The 16,867-nt window shown below is 69.3% G+C and carries 15 protein-coding genes; 8 read left to right on the forward strand and 7 right to left on the reverse strand.

Annotated features, from left to right (window positions below; translation table 11 throughout):
- Nucleotides 1-22 precede the first annotated feature (22 nt).
- The 5 genes from ribB to NKT36_RS09260 all read right to left on the reverse strand — a co-directional run bounded on the left by ribB (nt 23) and on the right by NKT36_RS09260 (nt 4,976).
- The gene (gene ribB / locus NKT36_RS09240) at nt 23-748 is read right to left on the reverse strand and encodes a 3,4-dihydroxy-2-butanone-4-phosphate synthase (RefSeq protein ID WP_327050762.1); all 726 of its coding nucleotides are present in this window, start codon (nt 746-748) and stop codon (nt 23-25) included.
- Nucleotides 745-1,449: a DUF120 domain-containing protein gene (locus tag NKT36_RS09245; protein WP_327050763.1), complete on the reverse strand. Its 705-nt coding sequence runs from the start codon at nt 1,447-1,449 to the stop codon at nt 745-747. Before NKT36_RS09245 ends, ribB begins: the two co-directional genes overlap by 4 nt.
- Before the next feature lie 144 nt (nt 1,450-1,593).
- A complete protein-coding gene (locus tag NKT36_RS09250) occupies nt 1,594-2,928 on the reverse strand; it encodes a PQQ-dependent sugar dehydrogenase (RefSeq protein ID WP_327050764.1) in 1,335 nt (444 codons plus the stop codon).
- Nucleotides 2,929-2,994: 66 nt separating this feature from the next.
- On the reverse strand, nt 2,995-3,972 hold the full coding sequence (gene twy1, locus NKT36_RS09255) for a 4-demethylwyosine synthase TYW1 (protein ID WP_327050765.1): 978 nt from the start codon (nt 3,970-3,972) through the stop codon (nt 2,995-2,997).
- 56 nt (nt 3,973-4,028) lie between these two features.
- Complete coding sequence (locus NKT36_RS09260) at nt 4,029-4,976, reverse strand: zinc-binding dehydrogenase (RefSeq protein WP_327050766.1); 948 nt, start codon at nt 4,974-4,976, stop codon at nt 4,029-4,031.
- Between the two features lie 313 nt (nt 4,977-5,289).
- Between NKT36_RS09260 and NKT36_RS09265 the strand changes: the two genes are divergently transcribed.
- From NKT36_RS09265 to NKT36_RS09285, 5 genes are all read left to right on the forward strand, one after another.
- Nucleotides 5,290-5,637 carry a sensor histidine kinase gene (locus NKT36_RS09265; protein ID WP_327050767.1) on the forward strand — a complete coding sequence of 116 codons (348 nt, stop codon included), beginning with the start codon at nt 5,290-5,292 and terminating at the stop codon, nt 5,635-5,637.
- 192 nt (nt 5,638-5,829) lie between these two features.
- Nucleotides 5,830-7,044 carry a branched-chain amino acid ABC transporter permease gene (locus NKT36_RS09270; RefSeq protein WP_327050768.1) on the forward strand — a complete coding sequence of 405 codons (1,215 nt, stop codon included), beginning with the start codon at nt 5,830-5,832 and terminating at the stop codon, nt 7,042-7,044.
- Complete coding sequence (locus tag NKT36_RS09275) at nt 7,041-8,396, forward strand: branched-chain amino acid ABC transporter permease (RefSeq protein ID WP_327050769.1); 1,356 nt, start codon at nt 7,041-7,043, stop codon at nt 8,394-8,396. Before NKT36_RS09270 ends, NKT36_RS09275 begins: the two co-directional genes overlap by 4 nt.
- A complete protein-coding gene (locus NKT36_RS09280; protein WP_327050770.1) occupies nt 8,389-9,231 on the forward strand; it encodes an ABC transporter ATP-binding protein in 843 nt (280 codons plus the stop codon). The genes NKT36_RS09275 and NKT36_RS09280 overlap by 8 nt, the downstream gene beginning before the upstream one ends.
- Nucleotides 9,228-9,977 carry an ABC transporter ATP-binding protein gene (locus tag NKT36_RS09285; protein ID WP_327050771.1) on the forward strand — a complete coding sequence of 250 codons (750 nt, stop codon included), beginning with the start codon at nt 9,228-9,230 and terminating at the stop codon, nt 9,975-9,977. The genes NKT36_RS09280 and NKT36_RS09285 overlap by 4 nt, the downstream gene beginning before the upstream one ends.
- Before the next feature lie 243 nt (nt 9,978-10,220).
- On the opposite strand, the gene NKT36_RS09290 is transcribed toward NKT36_RS09285, so the two are convergent.
- The gene (locus NKT36_RS09290) at nt 10,221-11,525 is read right to left on the reverse strand and encodes an ABC transporter substrate-binding protein (protein WP_327050772.1); all 1,305 of its coding nucleotides are present in this window, start codon (nt 11,523-11,525) and stop codon (nt 10,221-10,223) included.
- A gap of 218 nt (nt 11,526-11,743) precedes the next feature.
- Between NKT36_RS09290 and NKT36_RS09295 the strand changes: the two genes are divergently transcribed.
- Together NKT36_RS09295 and argS are read left to right on the forward strand one after the other, a co-directional pair.
- Nucleotides 11,744-13,594, forward strand: a complete 1,851-nt coding sequence (locus tag NKT36_RS09295; RefSeq protein ID WP_327050773.1) for a twin-arginine translocase subunit TatC — start codon at nt 11,744-11,746, stop codon at nt 13,592-13,594.
- Nucleotides 13,595-13,714: 120 nt separating this feature from the next.
- Complete coding sequence (gene argS, locus NKT36_RS09300; RefSeq protein ID WP_327050774.1) at nt 13,715-15,472, forward strand: arginine--tRNA ligase; 1,758 nt, start codon at nt 13,715-13,717, stop codon at nt 15,470-15,472.
- A gap of 79 nt (nt 15,473-15,551) precedes the next feature.
- Here the strand turns inward: argS and NKT36_RS09305 are convergent, their stop codons facing one another.
- The gene (locus NKT36_RS09305) at nt 15,552-15,824 is read right to left on the reverse strand and encodes a HalOD1 output domain-containing protein (RefSeq protein WP_327050775.1); all 273 of its coding nucleotides are present in this window, start codon (nt 15,822-15,824) and stop codon (nt 15,552-15,554) included.
- Nucleotides 15,825-16,078: 254 nt separating this feature from the next.
- On the opposite strand from NKT36_RS09305, the gene NKT36_RS09310 reads away from it, so the two are divergent.
- Nucleotides 16,079-16,612, forward strand: coding sequence for a pyridoxamine 5'-phosphate oxidase family protein (locus NKT36_RS09310; RefSeq protein ID WP_327050776.1), 534 nt, complete (start codon nt 16,079-16,081; stop codon nt 16,610-16,612).
- Nucleotides 16,613-16,867 lie beyond the last annotated feature (255 nt).

Raw genomic sequence — 16,867 nt, forward strand, 5'->3', positions numbered from 1 at the left:
CGGGGTCCGGACGGGGAGACGGCTATCCCAGGCGCTCGATGAGGTCCGCGCCCTCGACGTACGGCAGGTCGTGGCGGTCGGCGTACGCCCGTGCGTCGGCGGGCGAGAGTGCGCCGCCGGTCTCGTCATCGAGCATCTCGCAGACGACGACGGCGGGTTCGCGGTCGGCGGCGTCGGCGAGCGCGATGCCGAGTTCGGTGTGGCCCTCGCGCTCGTCGAGCAGGTTCGGCGCGGCGCGCAGCAGGTGGACGTGGCCGGGCGCGCGGAACTGCTCGGCGAACTCCTCGGCGGCGTCGACCGCGCCGCCGTCGCTGGCGGGCGCGTTCGCGGCGGCGTCGCCGGACGGCGTCGACTCTGCGACGCGACTCGCCGCGTCGCCCAGTTCCGTGATGGTCAGCGCGCGGTCGTCGTCGGTGATGCCGGTGTAGGTGTCGCGGTGGTTCACCGTCAGCGAGAACGACGAGCGCTCGTCGTAGCCGAGCTGCTGGTCCTCGCTCGCGGGGTGGTCGAGCACCTCGTCCATGTACGCGAGGTCGAACGCGTCGGCGACGTCGCTGTCGAGCGCGACGCAGACCAGCCCGCCGGCGTCGTTGCGCAGGCGCGCGACGGCGTCGGGGGTGACGGCGCTCGCGGGGTAGACGAGGTCCGTCTCGCCCTCGCGGTCGGCGGCGTCGTGGACGAGCACGGGCGACCCGTCGCTGAACGCCGCGACCGCGTCGTCGACGGTGCCGGTCGGCGTCTGGCTCATGGCGCTCCCTCGACGTGGACGGTGAGGTGGTCGCCGTCGTCGAGTTCCATCTCGTCGCGGAGCTTCGCCGGCGCGATGAGCTCCAGCTGGTCCTCGTCGTGGTGCGTTCGCTCGGGGGCGATGACGTGGGCCTGCTCGTACGTCTCGTCGTCGGTCGTCTGGATGGCGGCGGGGTAGCAGACGGCGGGACCGTACGTCCGGTCGCCGTCCTCCCAGCCGTCGATGGGGACGGGGTCGAGCGCCTCCATCGCCGACCGGGCGCGCACGCTCTCCTCGGTCAGGTCGACGTTCAGCGTCCCCGGGAACGGCTCGTAGCCCAGGCGGTCCTCGAACTGCTCCATGTAGCCCGACAGGGAGATGTAGTGGCGGCCCTCGCCCATGCCGCTCGTGACGGTGCCCGTGAGGTCGACGCCGGCGACGTCCTCGAAGATGCGCCGATAGTCCTCGTACTCTCGCTTGAGCTCCCACTCGCCGTCGTCGGTGATCGACACCCACTGTCCGTTGCTGACGATCTCGCGGGTGAGCAGCCCCGCGTCGTCGAGACGCTGGAGGCGGCGCGAGGCGGTCTGGTTCGAGGCGTCGAGGCGGTCGGCGAGGTCCGCACACGACACCTTCACCTCGCTGTCGAGCGCGCCGTCGAGCGCGAGTAGTTTCAGCGCGGCGAGTTCGTCGTACCCCACCACGAGCGATTGCGCTGGCATATCCGACAGTGGGGCCGCTATTCCTTTAAGCGTAACGGAAATGAGATGCGTAACAGAAGCGTGATGGCGGTCGGCCGGGGTTGTTTACTACGTAGTCGGGGCTGGCATCTAAGCCTACTGGTTCAGACGCGTCTCGCCGCAAGCTCAGCCGGTGGGAACGACCCGATGGAAACCGCCGCCGGACGCTCCCGTGCCGAGGACGTACAGCTCGCCCGCCTCGTCGCGGCCGAACGCGAGGATGCGCTGGAGCTTGTCGGCGTCCTCCTCTGCGACCGACAGAGCGCGCGTCGACCACAGTCCACCGTCGTCCGCGCCGTCTGCAGTTCCCTCGCCCGGTCGCGATGCGACGAACAGCCGCCCGTCGGCCTGGAGGTCCCCGAAGACGTACGTCTCCTGCAACGCGGACAGCGCCGCCCCGCGGTAGACGTAGCCGCCGATGACCGACACGCCGCTGACCGGGTCGCCCGAGTGGGGATACTCGACGACGGGGTCGACGAGCGGCTCCCCGTCACGGACGTCCTGCGGCGTCGCGTCCGGGCAGTCGTCCCGTTCGAAACAGTGCGTTCCCTCCTTCACGTTCCAGCCGTAGTTGCCGCCCTTCTCGACCAGGCTCACCTCCTCGAAGCTGCTCTGCCCTACGTCGCCGACGAACAGTTCCTCGCCGTCGAACGAGAACCGCCACGGGTTCCGGAACCCCCACGCGTAGTGTTCGTCCCGTCCCCGCTCGCCGACCAGCGGATTGTCGTCGGGAACGGCGTACCCGCGTCCGTCCGCTCGCCCGTCGACGTCGATACGGAGTATGGACCCGAGCAGGTTCTCGGTCACGTCCTGGCCGTTCCCCCCGTCCACTGCGTCGTACCAGTCGTCGGCGTGCCCGGCTCCCTGGTCCCCACCGCTGCCTCCGTCGCCGACGCCGACGTAGAGGTAGCCGTCCGGCCCGAACGCGACCGAGCCCGCGTTGTGGTTGCTCTGCGGTTCGGGAATCTCCAGCACGGTCCGCTCGGAGTCGCGCCTGGCACGCAGGCCGTCGGCGGTCGCCTCGAACTCCGCGAGGACGAACGTGTGACTGTAGTCAGGGGGTGTGCCGTCCCGACGCGACGCGCTGTAGCGGACGAACAGCCGTCGGTTCTCCCCGAACTCGGGGTGGAGCGCGACCCCCAGCAGCCCCATCTCGCTCCCCGTCTGCACGGTGTCCCGCAGGTCGAGGAACGGCTCGTCGCGGAGTCCGTCCGGTCCGTGGACGAACACGCGGCCGGGCTGGGTGACGACGTACCGTCGGTCGGCATCGGGTGCGAACGCCACGCCGAGCGGTGTCTGTAGTCCCGTCGCCAGCGTTTCGAGTCCGACCGAATCCGGGGCCGAGCTGTCGGCAGTCCCGGTCGGGCTGGTCGCGTTCTGTCGGCTGTCCGACTCCGAGCAGCCGGCGAGTCCGGCCGTCGCGCCGAGCGCTACCGCCCTGAGGAACCCCCGTCGTCGCATACCTCCCGTTAGAGTCCTGACGGAATAGTCGTTGGTGGCCGTCGTCGACCGGAATACGTGCCGGAATCAGTCACCCGACACGGGGTCGCGCGCCCAGAACTCGCTGTCCTTCTGTAGCTTCGGCACCCAGGTGTCCTCCGTCTTCGAGAGCAGCGCGACCCGCGAGGCCGGCACGTCCCTGAGCACGTCGTGGTCCGGCATGTGTTCCTGCACGTCCTCCGCGAACGCGACCACGTCCTCGTGGTCCAGCATCGACGACCGTTCCACCCGGTCGCGGGACTCGCCGACGTGCATGTAGGACTTCAGCTCGACGAAGTCGGGGTCCGCGCGCTCGTAGAAGCCGGCGTACCAGTCCGGATCGTGGACGTTCTCGCCGCCGACGAGCGTCGTCCGGATGACCGTCCGCGTCTCCTCCTTCTCCGCGAGCACGTCCATCGTGTCGACGAGCCGCTCCCACGCGTCGTCGTCGATGGCCCGGACCACCCGGTCGAACGTCGCCCGGTCTGCCGCATCGACGCTCACGTACAGTTGCGTCGGGTCACACTCCGCGATGACGTCCGGCTTCGTCCCGTTGCTCACCAGGAACGTCGTGATGTCGCGGTCGTGGAACGCCTCGATGAGCTCCGGCAGGTAGGGGTAGAGCGTCGGCTCGCCGTCCAGCGAGATGGCGACGTGGCGCGGCTCCATCGACTCCTCGAACACTTCCCGGGGCACCTCGTCGTTGCCCCCGAACCCCGACAGCAGCTTCTTCTGCAGGCGGATGCTCGCGTCCACCACCGCCTCCGGGTCGTCCCACTCCACGTCCCCCAGTTCGTACGCGTGGCCCTGGTGGTCGCGCCAGCAGAAGACGCACCGCTCGTTGCACTTCACGACCGGCGTCATCTGGATGCAGCGGTGGCTCTCGATGCCGTAGAAGATGTTCTTGTAACAGCGGCCCTCCCCTCTGAGAGCGTTGGCCGTCCACCCGCAGGTCTGGGCCGCGGTGTGGTTCTCGCTGTGGTAGTCCGGACTGTCTACCTGCTTGGGGCCGTCCGACTCGCTCATTGAGAAACGGATGGGGGCCGAGGCTAAAACGTTCTTTCCTCTCCGGTCACCTCCCGCTACTCGCCCGGGACGTCCAGCACCACCTTGCCGGTAAGCCCACCTTCCTCGACCATCTCGTGGGCGTCCGCGACCTCGTCCAGCGGGAGGACCGAGTCGACGACGGGTTCGAGCTGGCCGCGCTCGACGAGGCGGCGGAGTCCCACGAGCGGGCGGCGGTCGCGTTCGAGGAACAGCATGCGGACGTCGAGGCTCTTCTGGTACGCCGACCCCCACGCACCCTCGGGTTCCAGTATCGTCACCAGCCGCCCGTGGGGTCGCACGAGGCCGGTGCTCTCGGCCAGCGTCGTCCCGCCGACGGTGTCGAAGACGAGGTCGACCGGCTCGTCGAACTCCGACTCGACGACGTCGACGAAGTCCTCGGACTCGTAGTCGACCGCGCGGGTCGCGCCGAGGGCCTCGGTCTGGTCGACCGTCTCGGGGCTGGCGGTGGCGACGACCTGCGCGCCGCTCGCGGCGGCGATCTGGACGGCGTGGGCACCGACGCCGCCAGCGCCGTGGACGAGGACCGTCTCGCCGGCCTCGACGTCGCCGCGCTCGACGATGGCCTCCCAGGCGGTGGCGGCCGCGAGCGGCAGCGCCGCCGCCTCCTCGTGTGAGAGAGTCGCCGGTTTCCGGGCGACGATGGACTCGTCCGCGACGTGGTACTCCGCGTAGCTCCCCTGCTCGCCGAATATCTCCGGCGTGTAGAACACCTCGTCGCCCGCCTCGAAGTCGGTCACCTCGTCGCCGACCGCCTCGACGACGCCGGAGACGTCGTAGCCGATGACCGCCGGCGGCGAGATGCCGGCCCAGGACCCGGCCTGCCTGATCTTGTAGTCGACGGGGTTGACCGACGACGCGTGGACGCGAACGAGCACCTCGGTCGGCCCCGGCGACGGTTTCTCGACGTCGCGCCGCTCGAAGACGTCGGTGCCGCCGAAGTCAGCGATGACCATCGCTTCCATACAGGCGCCACGACCAGCAGCGGAGTATAGGTTGTGCCCGGCAGTGTGTCGTCGTCGGACCAGCACTGCCGGGCGTCGGGACGGCGTGCTCGGGACCGGGACCTGTAGAGTGCGTACACCAGCACCGCGAACAGCAGTAGCAGCGGGACCGCCGCTTCTCCGGGGACCAGCAGGAGGACCACCACTGCGGGGACGACGTACCCGAGGCGACGAGCACGCTCGGGCGCTTTCGCTGCTTGCTCAGCCGTGTTTCATGTCAACCGTGTGGGCTTGAAACTACCGGGCGGCCTGGAAGAACGTCGACACGGGCCGGATGCGACTCGCCGTCGCCGACGACGCCCGCGTCACGATGGACGACACCCGCGTCGTCCAGCTGTTCGAGAACCTCGCCCGGAACGCCAGGGAGCACGCCGGCGAGGACGTGACGGTGCGGGTCGGCCTGCTCGACGAGGGCTTCTACGTCGAGGACGACGGCCCCGGCATCGACCTCGACGAGTGCAGCGACGTCCTCGAATCCGGGTTCACGACCTCCGAGGACGGCACCGGCTTCGGCCTCGCCATCGTCACCCAGACCGCCGAGGCGCACGGCTGGACGGTGTCGGTCTGCGACGGCACCGACGGCGGCGCGCGCTTCGAGTTCCGCGACGCGGAGGTCGTCTGACCGGTCCGGACCGGCGTCGTTCCCGGTCGTCGCGCCACCACTGGCGTGGTTCACCCGGTGGTATCGTTGCAGCCCCGCCCGGAATCTGGCCTTCGGATTGGTTTCTCGACACCTTGGGGCAAATCCTGCGAGTCTCGAATGTAGGGTTTATTAACACCCCGTGCTTGAGGCTACCGTGAGAGCTTCACACATATGGGTGCAAACAACACAGTAGAACGGGGACTTCGCTTGGGAAGGGAGAGCCCGGGGGCCACCGCCGTCGTGGTGTTCGGAACCGTCCTCTTCCTGGACCTCCTGGCGAAGCTCGCCGGCGTCGCCATCGGCCCGGTCGACCTGCTGGGCGTATCGCTCGGTCCGTTCGGCGGAGACCTGCCCGTCTCGCGCGTGCTGGGGTACGTCTGGAACGGCCTCGTCATCGGCCTCGTCATCGGCCTCGCGGGCATCGGTCTCTCGCTCACGTACAGCATTCTGAACTTCGCGAACTTCGCGCACGGCGAGTACCTCACCGCGGGCGCGTTCTCGGGCTGGGCGGTCGCGTACGTCATCGCCGGCATCGGCGGCGCGTACAAGATCGTCGAGACCGGCGTCCACCTCGTGACCGGTCTCGGCCAGCACAGCCTCGAGAACGGTGACCTCGTGAACCTGGTCCTGCTGCGCACGCCGCCGACCGACGCCGGCGCGAACATCGCGCTGTCGCCGGTCGCCGTCGTCGTCGGCCTCGTCGTCGCCGTGGGCATGACGTTGCTGGTCGCGCTCGCGCTCGACCGCGTCGTCTACAAGCCGATGCGGGGTTCGGACGGCATCTCGCTGCTCATCGCCTCTATCGGCGTGGCGTTCGGCCTCCGGTACCTCATCGCGCTCGTGTTCGGCAACAGCCGGCGCATCGTCACCTCGTCGAAGGGGGTCCCTGACATGACCGTCATGGGCGTCAAGATCGGCGCCCACGAGGTGACCCTGATGGTGGTCGCAGTGCTGCTCATGCTCGGCATGCACGTCCTGCTCCAGCGCACGAAGCTGGGGAAGGCGATGCGCGCGATGGCCGACAACCGCGACCTGGCGCGCGTCACCGGCATCCCGACCGAGCGCGTCATCCGCACGACGTGGATGCTCGGCGCGGGCCTCACCGGCGCGGCCGGCTTCCTGCTCGTGCTGTCGCAGGGCGGTCTCGGCTTCACCACCGGCTGGCGGCTCCTGCTGCTCATCTTCGCGGCGGTCATCATGGGCGGCATCGGCTCCATCTACGGCGCCATCGCGGGCGGCCTCGTCATCGGCCTCGCCAGCCGCGTCTCGCTGGTGTGGCTCACCGGTGACCTGTCGTCGTTCGCCAACCCCACCGCGTTCGCGCTGATGATCCTCATCCTGCTGTTCCGCCCGTCGGGCATCTTCGGGGGGGTGAAGACCGCATGAGCGGCGTCGAGACGGACGACCCGCTGCGGTCGCTCCGCCAGCTGTTCGCCTACGACGCGGCGAAGGTCGCCGCGCTGTTCTTCGGCATCTGGGTGCTGTTCTACGCGTTCGGCACCCAGCTCGGCTACCCGACCGACGGCGTCGCCGCGTTGATCCGCCGGGTGACGTTCCTCTCGGCAGTGTACGCGCTCGCCGTGCTCGCGCTCAACCTCCAGTGGGGGTACGCCGGCCTGTTCAACATCGGCGTCGCCGGCTTCATGGCCGTCGGCGCGTACACGGTGGCGATGCTGTCGGCACCCGCTTCGGGATCGCCGGCCGGCCTCGGACTGCCGCTTCCGATCGGCATCCTCGGCGGCATCCTCGCCGCGACCGTCATCGGCCTCGTCACTGCCCTGCCGGCGCTCCGGCTGAAGGCGGACTACCTCGCCATCGTCACGGTCGCCATCTCGGAGATCATCCGAATCACGTACAATACGCCGGCGTTCTCGGACGTCACCGGCGGCGCGAGCGGGTTCGACAACCTGCCGACGAACCCCGTCCGCACGCTGCTGCTGTCGGACCCCGGGAGCATCATCTCCGAGCCGACCGCCGTCGGTCAGGTCGTCTTCTCGACCGGCGAGTCGCTCGGGCTCACCAAGCTCACCGTGCTCAGCTCCGTGTACACGGCCGCCGTCCTCGTGGTGCTGCTGGGCGTCTACCTGCTGCTCGAACGCACCGGCAAGTCGCCGTTCGGGCGCGCGCTGAAGGCCATCCGCGAGGACGAGGTGGCGGCCCGCTCGCTCGGCAAGGACACTCAGAACTTCAAGATCCGGGCGTTCGCGCTCGGCTGTGGCCTCATGGGCCTGGCAGGCATCCTCTGGTACGCGATGGGGCCGCGGGCGTCGGTCAACCCGACGAACTTCCGCCCGAACCTCACGTTCTACATCTTCATCGCCCTCATCATCGGCGGTGCCGGGTCGAACATCGGCAGCGTACTCGGCGGCGCGGTGTTCGCCAGCCTGCTGTTCGAGGCACCGCCGGTCCTCCGCGCCCTCGTCAAGCAGTCGTTCTCGGTGTCCGCGGAACCAGCGAACCTCATCGAGGCGCTCGTTCCCATCGCGAGCGGCAACCTGGCGCCGCTCGCCGGCTTCCTGCTGGCGAACATCGACACGCTCCGGTTCATCTTCATGGGCATCCTGCTCGTGTTGCTCATCCAGCGCCGGCCGGACGGTCTGCTCGGCGCGCGCAAGGAGGTCGCAGCGAGCGTCGACCTGACCAAGCGTCCGCAGACGACCGGCGGCACGCCCGCCGCGGACGGCGGGACGACCGGTTCCGACGCGGCCGCGTCCAGCGGAGGTGAGACCGATGAGTAGCCAACCGGAGGACGTCGCCGAAGCCGACTCGGCCGTCGAGGCGGAGGCCCGCGAAACTGCCGGCGGCCTGCCGCTGCGCGTCGAGGGCGTCCGTAAGACGTTCGGCGGAATCACCGCCGTCGACGGCGCGACGTTCGAGGTCGAGGAGGGCACGCTCACCGGCCTCATCGGGCCGAACGGTGCGGGCAAGTCGACGACGTTCAACTGCATCACGGGCGTCCACGAACCGGACGGCGGCGCCGTCTACTTCGAGGGCGAGGACATCACCGGCGCGCGTCCGCACGCGATCGCCCAGCAGGGGCTGGTGCGGACGTTCCAGATCGCCCGCGAGTTCGAGGAGATGACCGTGCTGGAGAACATGATGCTCGCGCCCGACCACCAGGTCGGCGAGTCGATAACGCGGTCGGTCGTGCCGGGACTGCGCGGCAACGTCGTCGAGCAGGAGCGACAGCTCCGCGAGGACGTCTGGGAGATGCTGGAGTTCTTCGAGATCGACCACCTCGCCGAGGAGTACGCCGGCAACCTCTCGGGCGGCCAGCGCAAACTGCTGGAGTTCGCGCGCGCACTGATGCTCGACCCCGAGATGATGCTGCTGGACGAACCGTTCGCCGGCGTCAACCCCTCGCTGGAGAAGAAGCTACTCGACCGCATCCACGAACTCCGCGAGGAGCAGGGGCTGACCTTCCTGCTCGTCGAACACGACATGGACCTCATCATGGAGAACTGCGAACACATCATCGTCATGCACCAGGGCCGCGTCCTCGACGAGGGGGCGCCGGAACGCATCAAGAACAACGAGGAGGTCATCGAGGCCTACCTCGGAGGTGAGGTATGAGCGCACAGGCCTCCCGGGAGGCCCGCCTCCCCGAGGGCGAGGACGGTATCCTCGCCGTCCGCGACCTCGACGCGGGCTACGGCGACCTCCAGGTGCTGGAGGGCGTCGACCTCGACGTGCGCGACGGCGAGTACGTCACCATCGTCGGCCCGAACGGCGCGGGGAAGTCGACCGTGATGAAGTCCGTCTTCGGACTCACCACCCACGTGGGCGGGACCGTCACGTTCGACGACGCCGAGATCCAGGCGCTCGCGCCAGAGGAGATAATCCACGAGGGCATCGGCTACGTCCCCCAGAACGACAACGTCTTCGCGGGGCTGACGGTCGAGGAGAACCTCGAGATGGGCGCGTACATCCTCGACGAGGTGCCCCAGGAGCGCCTCGACCACGTGTACGAGCGGTTCCCCATCCTGGAGGAACGGAGCGACCAGAAGGCCGGCACGATGTCCGGCGGGCAACAGCAGATGCTGGCGATGGGCCGGGCGCTGATGCTCGACCCCGCACTGCTGATGCTCGACGAACCGTCCGCGGGTCTCGCGCCCGACCTCGTCGACGAGATGTTCGACCGCATCGACCGAATCAACGACGACGGCACGTCCGTCCTCATGGTCGAGCAGAACGCCAAGGAGGCGCTGCGGCGCTGCGACCGCGGCTACGTGCTCGTCCAGGGCCAGAACAGCTACATGGACGCCGGCGACGCGCTCCTCGACGACGACGAGGTCCGCCAGGAGTTCCTCGGCGGGTAGTCGTCTCCGGTCGTTCTCGCCGTCGCTCGTTTCTGTGCGATTCTCCTGTCGCCTCCCGTTCCACAGAGCGGACGCTATCGAGGCGTCTCTCACGGCCGTCGCGTTCCTCGAACCCGTCGGGTCGGTGCCGCCTATCCGTAATGGCACCGTCGCACCTCCTGTGGTAGCCATCGCCTCGCCGTCGGCACCGCTCTACCGTCGACTGTCGGCTACTGCGTCGCGAAAAACGAACGAACTGAGCGTCTACGCGGAGTACTTGATCTCGTCGACCGTTTCGATGCCGCCGCCCTGCTTGAAGCCGAAGTACTCGTAGGTCGCGGCCTTCAGGTCGCCGTTCTCGTCGAAGTCGACGGCGCTGGACGCGCCCTTGTACTGGATCTCGGTCCCCTCGGCGGCCTTCTTGAGGCCGTCGGCGAGGTTGCTCGGAGTGATCTCCTCGCCACCGGGGTTGGCGACGTTCTGCATCTGCTTGGCGATGGCGGCGCCCTCGTTCTCGCCGGCCGCCGCGTTCGCGAGCAGGCAGACCGCAGTGGCGTCGAACGCCTGCGAGGTGAACACGCCGGGTTCGCTGTCGTACTCGCTCTTGAACTGCTCGGTGAAGTACTCCGTCCCGGGGCCGGCCGCGAGCGGCGCGGTGCCCGTGACGTTGTCCATCGCGTTGCCCACGTCGGACGGCAGGCTCGACGACCGCATCCCGTCCGTCACGAGGATGGGGACGTCGGTGTCGAAGTCCGAGTAGAAGTCGCGGAAGAGCTGCTTCCCGCTCTCGGGGTAGCCGATGACGACGATGGCGTCGGGGTCGTTCGAGAGCGCCTGCTGGAGGCGCGTCGTGTACGACGAGCGCGCCTTCTGGAAGGACACCTGGTTGCTGATGGTACCGTCGTTGTTCTTGAACGCCGACGTGAAGCTCTCCGAGAGCAACTGGCCGTAGGAGTTGTTCACGTACATCGTCGCGGCCGACGACGCGTCGAGACGCTCATTGGCGACCTGCGCCAGCACCTCGCCCTGGAGCGCGTCCGTCGGCGGCGTCCGCCAGATGAGGCCGTTGTCGTCGAGGTCGGTGATGGCCGGGGACGTGCTCGCCGGCGAACAGCCGACGATGCCCGACGGAATCAAGACGTTCTTCGCGACGGCGATGGTCACCTCGGAGGACGCCGCGCCCGTCACCGCGGGGTAGCCGCCGTTCCGCAGCGACTGCGCCGCGGACTGGCCCGCGTTGGCGTCCGTCTGGGTGTCTTTCACGGAGAAATCGAGTTCGAAGTCGGTCTCCCCTTCGAGCACGACCTGCGGCAGGACGGCCGCGTCCCTGATGGGGGCGCCGAGGTCCGCGAGGTCGCCGGTCGTCGGCATCAGCACGCCCTGCTTGAGCGTCCGCGACGTGCTCCCGCCGCTGCTGTCACCGTCGTCGGTGTCGTCGCCGCCGTTCCCGTCGCTCGTCGTGGAATCGTTTCCGTCGCCACCGCCGCCTCCCAGACAGCCTGCGAGGCCAGCGACACCTGCTGCGCCGACTCCGCGAATAACGTCGCGCCGGTTGATTGGTTTTGGCATACCAGGCCCTTTAGGTGAGGCATATAAAGAGATTTCGAATAAGGAGGCATTCGCCTTGTAACTGAGTCCGGTTGATGAATTCGTCAAAGGATTACTCCCCGGTATTCGATGCGGTCGTCGAGTCGGTTGGCGTCGTCGGGGGAACGCCGGGCAGGCGACCTGCTCGCGAGGAAGGTTGATAGCCACTGGAAGCGGAGTTGACGTCTTGGGGAGTTCACGTGGGGGAGACAGGCGGTCTCGGACTGGACGGGGTGCTCGGGCGGGCGCTGTCGAGCGTGCGCTCCGAACTGCGCGCGGCGTTCGTCGTCTTCGTCGTCGGGTTCCTGGCGACGTTCTACGCGATGCGCATCTGGGTGTGGCCCGCGCTGATGCGGCGCCTGCTGTCGGCGGGCGCGGACGTCGTCGCGGTCACGCCGTTCGACGTCGTGCTGCTGCAGGCGAAACTGGGGCTGTTCGGCGGTCTCCTGCTCGCCACCGGCCTCGTCGCCTACCGCTCGCGGTCGGCGGTGCGAGCGCGCGGCGTCGCCCCGCCGGGGTCGCCCGCGACGCACCTCGGCGTCGCCGTCGCCGCGGTCGTACTGTTCGTCGCCGGAGTCGCCTACGCCTACGTCATCTTCCTGCCGCTGCTCTTCGACTTCCTCGTCTCGAACGCCATCGCGGCGGGGTTCCAGCCGACCTACGCCATCACCGACTGGACGCAGTTCGTCCTCCTGCTCTCGCTGGTACTGGGCCTCGCGGCCGAACTGCCGCTGGTCATGGGCGGCCTGGTGTACGCCGAGGTGGTGTCCTACGAGACGATGCGGAATCGGTGGCGGCACGCCGTCTTCGCCATCGTCGTCGTGAGTTCGATGGTCAACGGTTCGCCGGACCCCTTCTCGATGACGCTCGTGGCCATCCCGATGACGTCGCTGTTCGCGGTCGGACTGGGCTGTGCGCGGGTCGTCTCGACGGCGACGACCCGACGGGACGCGACCGCCTCCGCAGGCGAACCCACCGTCGACCTCGCGGCGCTCGACGCCGCCGGCGTGCGCGCGGCCCCGCCGGAGGCGTTCGCCGCGCTCACGGAACACGACGCCCTCGCGCTCGCCGACGCGGCGCTCGACGACGGCGACCCGGGGCGCGCCGACGCCGTCCTCGACGGGTTCGACGCCTACGGCGACGAGGGCGTTGGGGACGATAGCAGGGACAATTCGAGGAAAGACGCGGGCCGGACGTCGTCGGCCGACCGTCCGCTGGCCGGAAGCGTCGAGCGCACGGCGGTGGGGATGGCCGGCGCGTTCGTCGAGGACGACGCCGAGGACGACGTCGGCGGCTACTACTGGGACCTCCGATTCGTCCTCGACAGCCTCGCCGCGCGGTCGTTCCGCATCGTCGGCCTGTTCTCGCTGGTCGTCGGTCTGACGTTCACGGCGCTGTACAGCGGCGGCATCGGCCTGCTGAAGCGCGACTTCCTCGCGCGGCTCCCGGCCGACGTCCCCCGGTCGTCGCTGGACATCGTACTGCTGCACCCGGTGGAGGCGCTCGCGTTCCAGATGAAACTGAGCCTTATCGCCGGCGTCGTCGCCGTGCTCCCGCTGGTGGGCTACTACGCGTGGCCGGCGGTCGTCGAGCGCGGACTGGCCGGCGGCGATCGGTCCGTCTTCCGCACCTGGGCGGCGGTGCTGGCCGGCGGCCTGCTCGCCGGGAGCGCCGCCGGCTACTACCTCGTCGCGCCCGTGGTCGTGTCAGCGCTGGTCACCGACGCCGTGCGGGCGGACATGGTGCTGGCCTACCGGGTCGCGCCGTTCTTCTGGCTGGTCTTCGCGACGACGGTCGGCGTCGGCCTGCTGGCGGCGGTGCCGCTCACGATGCTGCTGTTCCACCGCGGTGGCGTCGTCTCCTACCGGACGATGCGGCGTCGGTGGCGGGTGGTCGCCGTCGGCGTCCTCGTCCTCGCGTCGATGCTGCCGGGCGGCGTCCTGCTGATGCTCGGCGTCGGCGTCGCGGTGACAGCCGCGTACGGCGTCGGCCTCGGCCTCCTGTGGCTCGTGACCCTCGGGTCGCGGGTGCGGCGGCCGACGCCGACCTGACCCGCGCCGCCCGACCTGCCCGCGACCGGCGCTCGTGCCGACGTCCTCCAGCCGACGTGTCGACGTCCGCGACCGCCCCGTTCAGAAACCCATTTACTGCCCGCCCGGGAATGGACGCGTATGTTCCTGAGCTTCAGGGAGGAAGTCGAGGACGCGCTCGTCGACGCGCTCGACGGCCTCGACCTCCCGACCGACGACCTCGGTATCGAGACGCCCCCGGAGGGCGTGGACGCCGTGCTCGCCTCCAGCGCGGCGTTCCGACTCGCGGGGGAGGTCGGCGCGCCGCCGCCGAAGGTGGCCGCCGACGTCGCCGACGCGGTCGACCTCGCGGACGCCGACCTCGTCGCTGCGGCCACCGCACAGGGTCCGTACGTCAACTTCCTGCCGAGCGACGCCTACTACGAGGGGACGGTCGAGCAGGCCCAGGACGAGGCGTTCGGCCGCCTCGCCCCGACGGGCGAGGAGGTAGTCGTCGAGCACACCAGCGCCAACCCGACCGGCCCCGTCCACGTCGGCCGGGCGCGCAACCCCATCACGGGCGACGCCGTCGCGCGCATCCTCGACTTCGCGGGCCACGACGTCGACCGCCACTACTACGTCAACGACGCCGGCCGCCAGATGGCAGTGTTCACATGGGCGTACGAGACGTTCGACGAGGACGACCTCCCGGCCCCCGAGCGCGAGCGCGCCGACTACGACCTCGTGCGCTACTACCGCAAGGGTCACGAGTTCCTGGAGGAGGGCGACCCCGAGGCGGTCGAGGAGGCCGAGACGGAGATCCAGTCGCTCATCCAGGGGATGGAGGCGAACGACGAGGAGACGTTCGAGCGCGTCGCCCGCGTCGTCGACCAGGTGCTGTCCGGCATGCAGGTCACGCTCGACCGCCTCCCCGCGCCGTTCGACGAGTTCGTCAAGGAGACGCGGTTCATGCGCGACGGCAGCACCGACGCGGTCGTCGACCGCCTCAAGGACTCGGAGTACGCCGAACGGGAGGACGGCGCGTGGCAGCTCGACCTCGAACCGTTCGACGTCGACAAGGAGTTCGTCTTCCTGCGCTCGGACGGGTCGACGCTGTACACGACCCGCGACCTCGCCCACCACGAGTGGAAGTTCGACAACTACGACCGCGCGGTCACCGTGCTCGGCGAGGACCAGCAGCTCCACGCCTCCCAGCTGGAGGCCGCCCTGGAGGTGCTCGGCAACGACACCGACCAGCTGGAGTCGGTGTTCTACTCCTGGGTCAACCTCCCCGACGGCGGCATGAGCACCCGCGAGGGGACCGGCGTCGACCTGGACGACCTGCTCGACGAGGCCGTCGCCCGCGCCCGCGAGGAGGTCGAGAAGCGCATGGACGACCGCATCCGCGACGACGACCTCTCGGAGGCCGACGTCGACCGCATCGCCCGCCAGGTCGGCATCGGCGCGGTCCGCTACGACATCATCTCCAAGCAGCGCTCGAAGACCATCACCTTCGAGTGGTCCCGCGCGCTCGACTTCGAGGCCCAGAGCGCGCCGTACGTCCAGTACGTCCACGCGCGCTGCTGTGGCATCCTCGCGGAGGCGGGCGAGGGTTCCGTCCCCGACGCCGTCGACGCCTCGCTGCTCGACAGCGACGAGGAGCGCGAACTGCTGGAGACCGTCGCGCGCTTCCCGGCGGTCATCGAGGAGGCCGCCGCGGACCTCGAACCGCACACGGTCGCCACCTACACCCGCGAGTTCGCGGAGACGTTCAACGCCTTCTACCGCGAGTGTCCCGTCCTCGCCGACGACGTGGACGACGACCTGCGCGACGCCCGCCTCGCGCTCGTCGCCGCCGCGCGCCACACCGTCGGCAACGCGCTGTACGTCCTCGGCGTCGAAGCGCCGGAGTCGATGTAGAGACGGCGGCGTTCGTCGGACTGGACTCCGACCGTCCGCCTGCGCCTCGTCGTGGGTCGAGAGCACCGGTCCCCGGCTTCTACCCGAGTTTCAGGAACTCCGCGGTACCGCTCTGGTCGACGTGGATGCGATACCCCTCGTAGTTGAACGAGACCTCCACCTCCGCGGCCCGCGACGGCGGGTCGGAGAAGAGGTTGTCGACGAGGTGGTCGATGGTCTCGTACATGCTCCCCAGTTCGTCCACGTCCTTCCCCTCGATGTCGGCCACTGCCAGCGCGATCTGCGTCGCCGGTTCGTCTTCGTCCGTATCTAGCTCTCGACTGATTATCTCGTGCTCGTGGTCTTCGGTCATGGTTCGGTGGGGTCCGTTCGGAGTCTCCAATCCGGTCGCTCGACGTGTGACTACGGCCTGCTTCGACTGACGAATCGTGCAGTCGTCCTTCGATGTAGTTCCTCAAGTAACTGGTTGCCGTCCTTCATTTCACCTCCGGCGGCGGTCCGTCACGACGATGAGTGTCCCCGGAGCGACGGCTCGCGCTCCGTCCTCCGGAGCGGTCCCGTCCGCCCACCGGAGCGGTCTCGTCCGCCGGGCGCGTACACCACCCGATGACCGACGACACGTTCCGTGACGACGCGCCCGACGCATCCGACGACCCCGACCGGACCGCCGTCGAACGCACCCGCCCCGAGACCGAGGCGAGCTACGGCATCCCGACAGACCGGGAGGGGATGCTGCCGTGGTCGTTCGTCGCGGCGTCGCTGGCGACCGACCGCACGTTCTGGGTGTCGACCATGCGCCCCGACGGCCGTCCGCACGCCCGGCCCGTCTGGGGGGTCTGGGTCGACGGGCGGTTCCACTGCGGCGGCGGCGAGCGGACGCGGCGGGTCCGGAACCTCGCCGTCACCCCTGCCGTGACCGCTCACCGCGAGAGCGGCGACGAGGTCGTCATCGTCGAGGGGACGGCGGAGCGGGTCACGGACGTCGACGAAGCGCGCCTGGAACGCATCGACGCGGCGTACGAGGAGAAGTACGACGTCCAGCACGGCACGCCCGCGTTCGCGGTCCATCTCGACGCGGTGTTGGCGTGGCGCGACTACCCGACGGACGCGACCCGGTGGACGTTCGAGGAGAACGGGTAAGCGTCCGACCCACTCATCTTCCAGAACAGTCTACTCCGGCGAATCCTGTGCGGCTAGCTACTGCTTGAGCCCCTGAGAAGCGAAGCCCTCGCTCGCACCTGCGGTGCTCGCTCGCCCCTCATCCGCCACGGTCCACCCCGCACAGTCCCTCGTCCTCCCCAGCCGCCTGCGCGTCTCGGCGCTCGCTACGCTCGCGCCGGCGATGCTCGGCCCTCGCGCGCGTTGCTCGCACGCGCTCGACGACTTGATACAAGG

Origin of the sequence: Halomicrococcus gelatinilyticus, from assembly GCA_024227995.1 — an archaeon.
Classification (GTDB): Archaea; Halobacteriota; Halobacteria; order Halobacteriales; family Haladaptataceae; genus Halomicrococcus; species Halomicrococcus gelatinilyticus.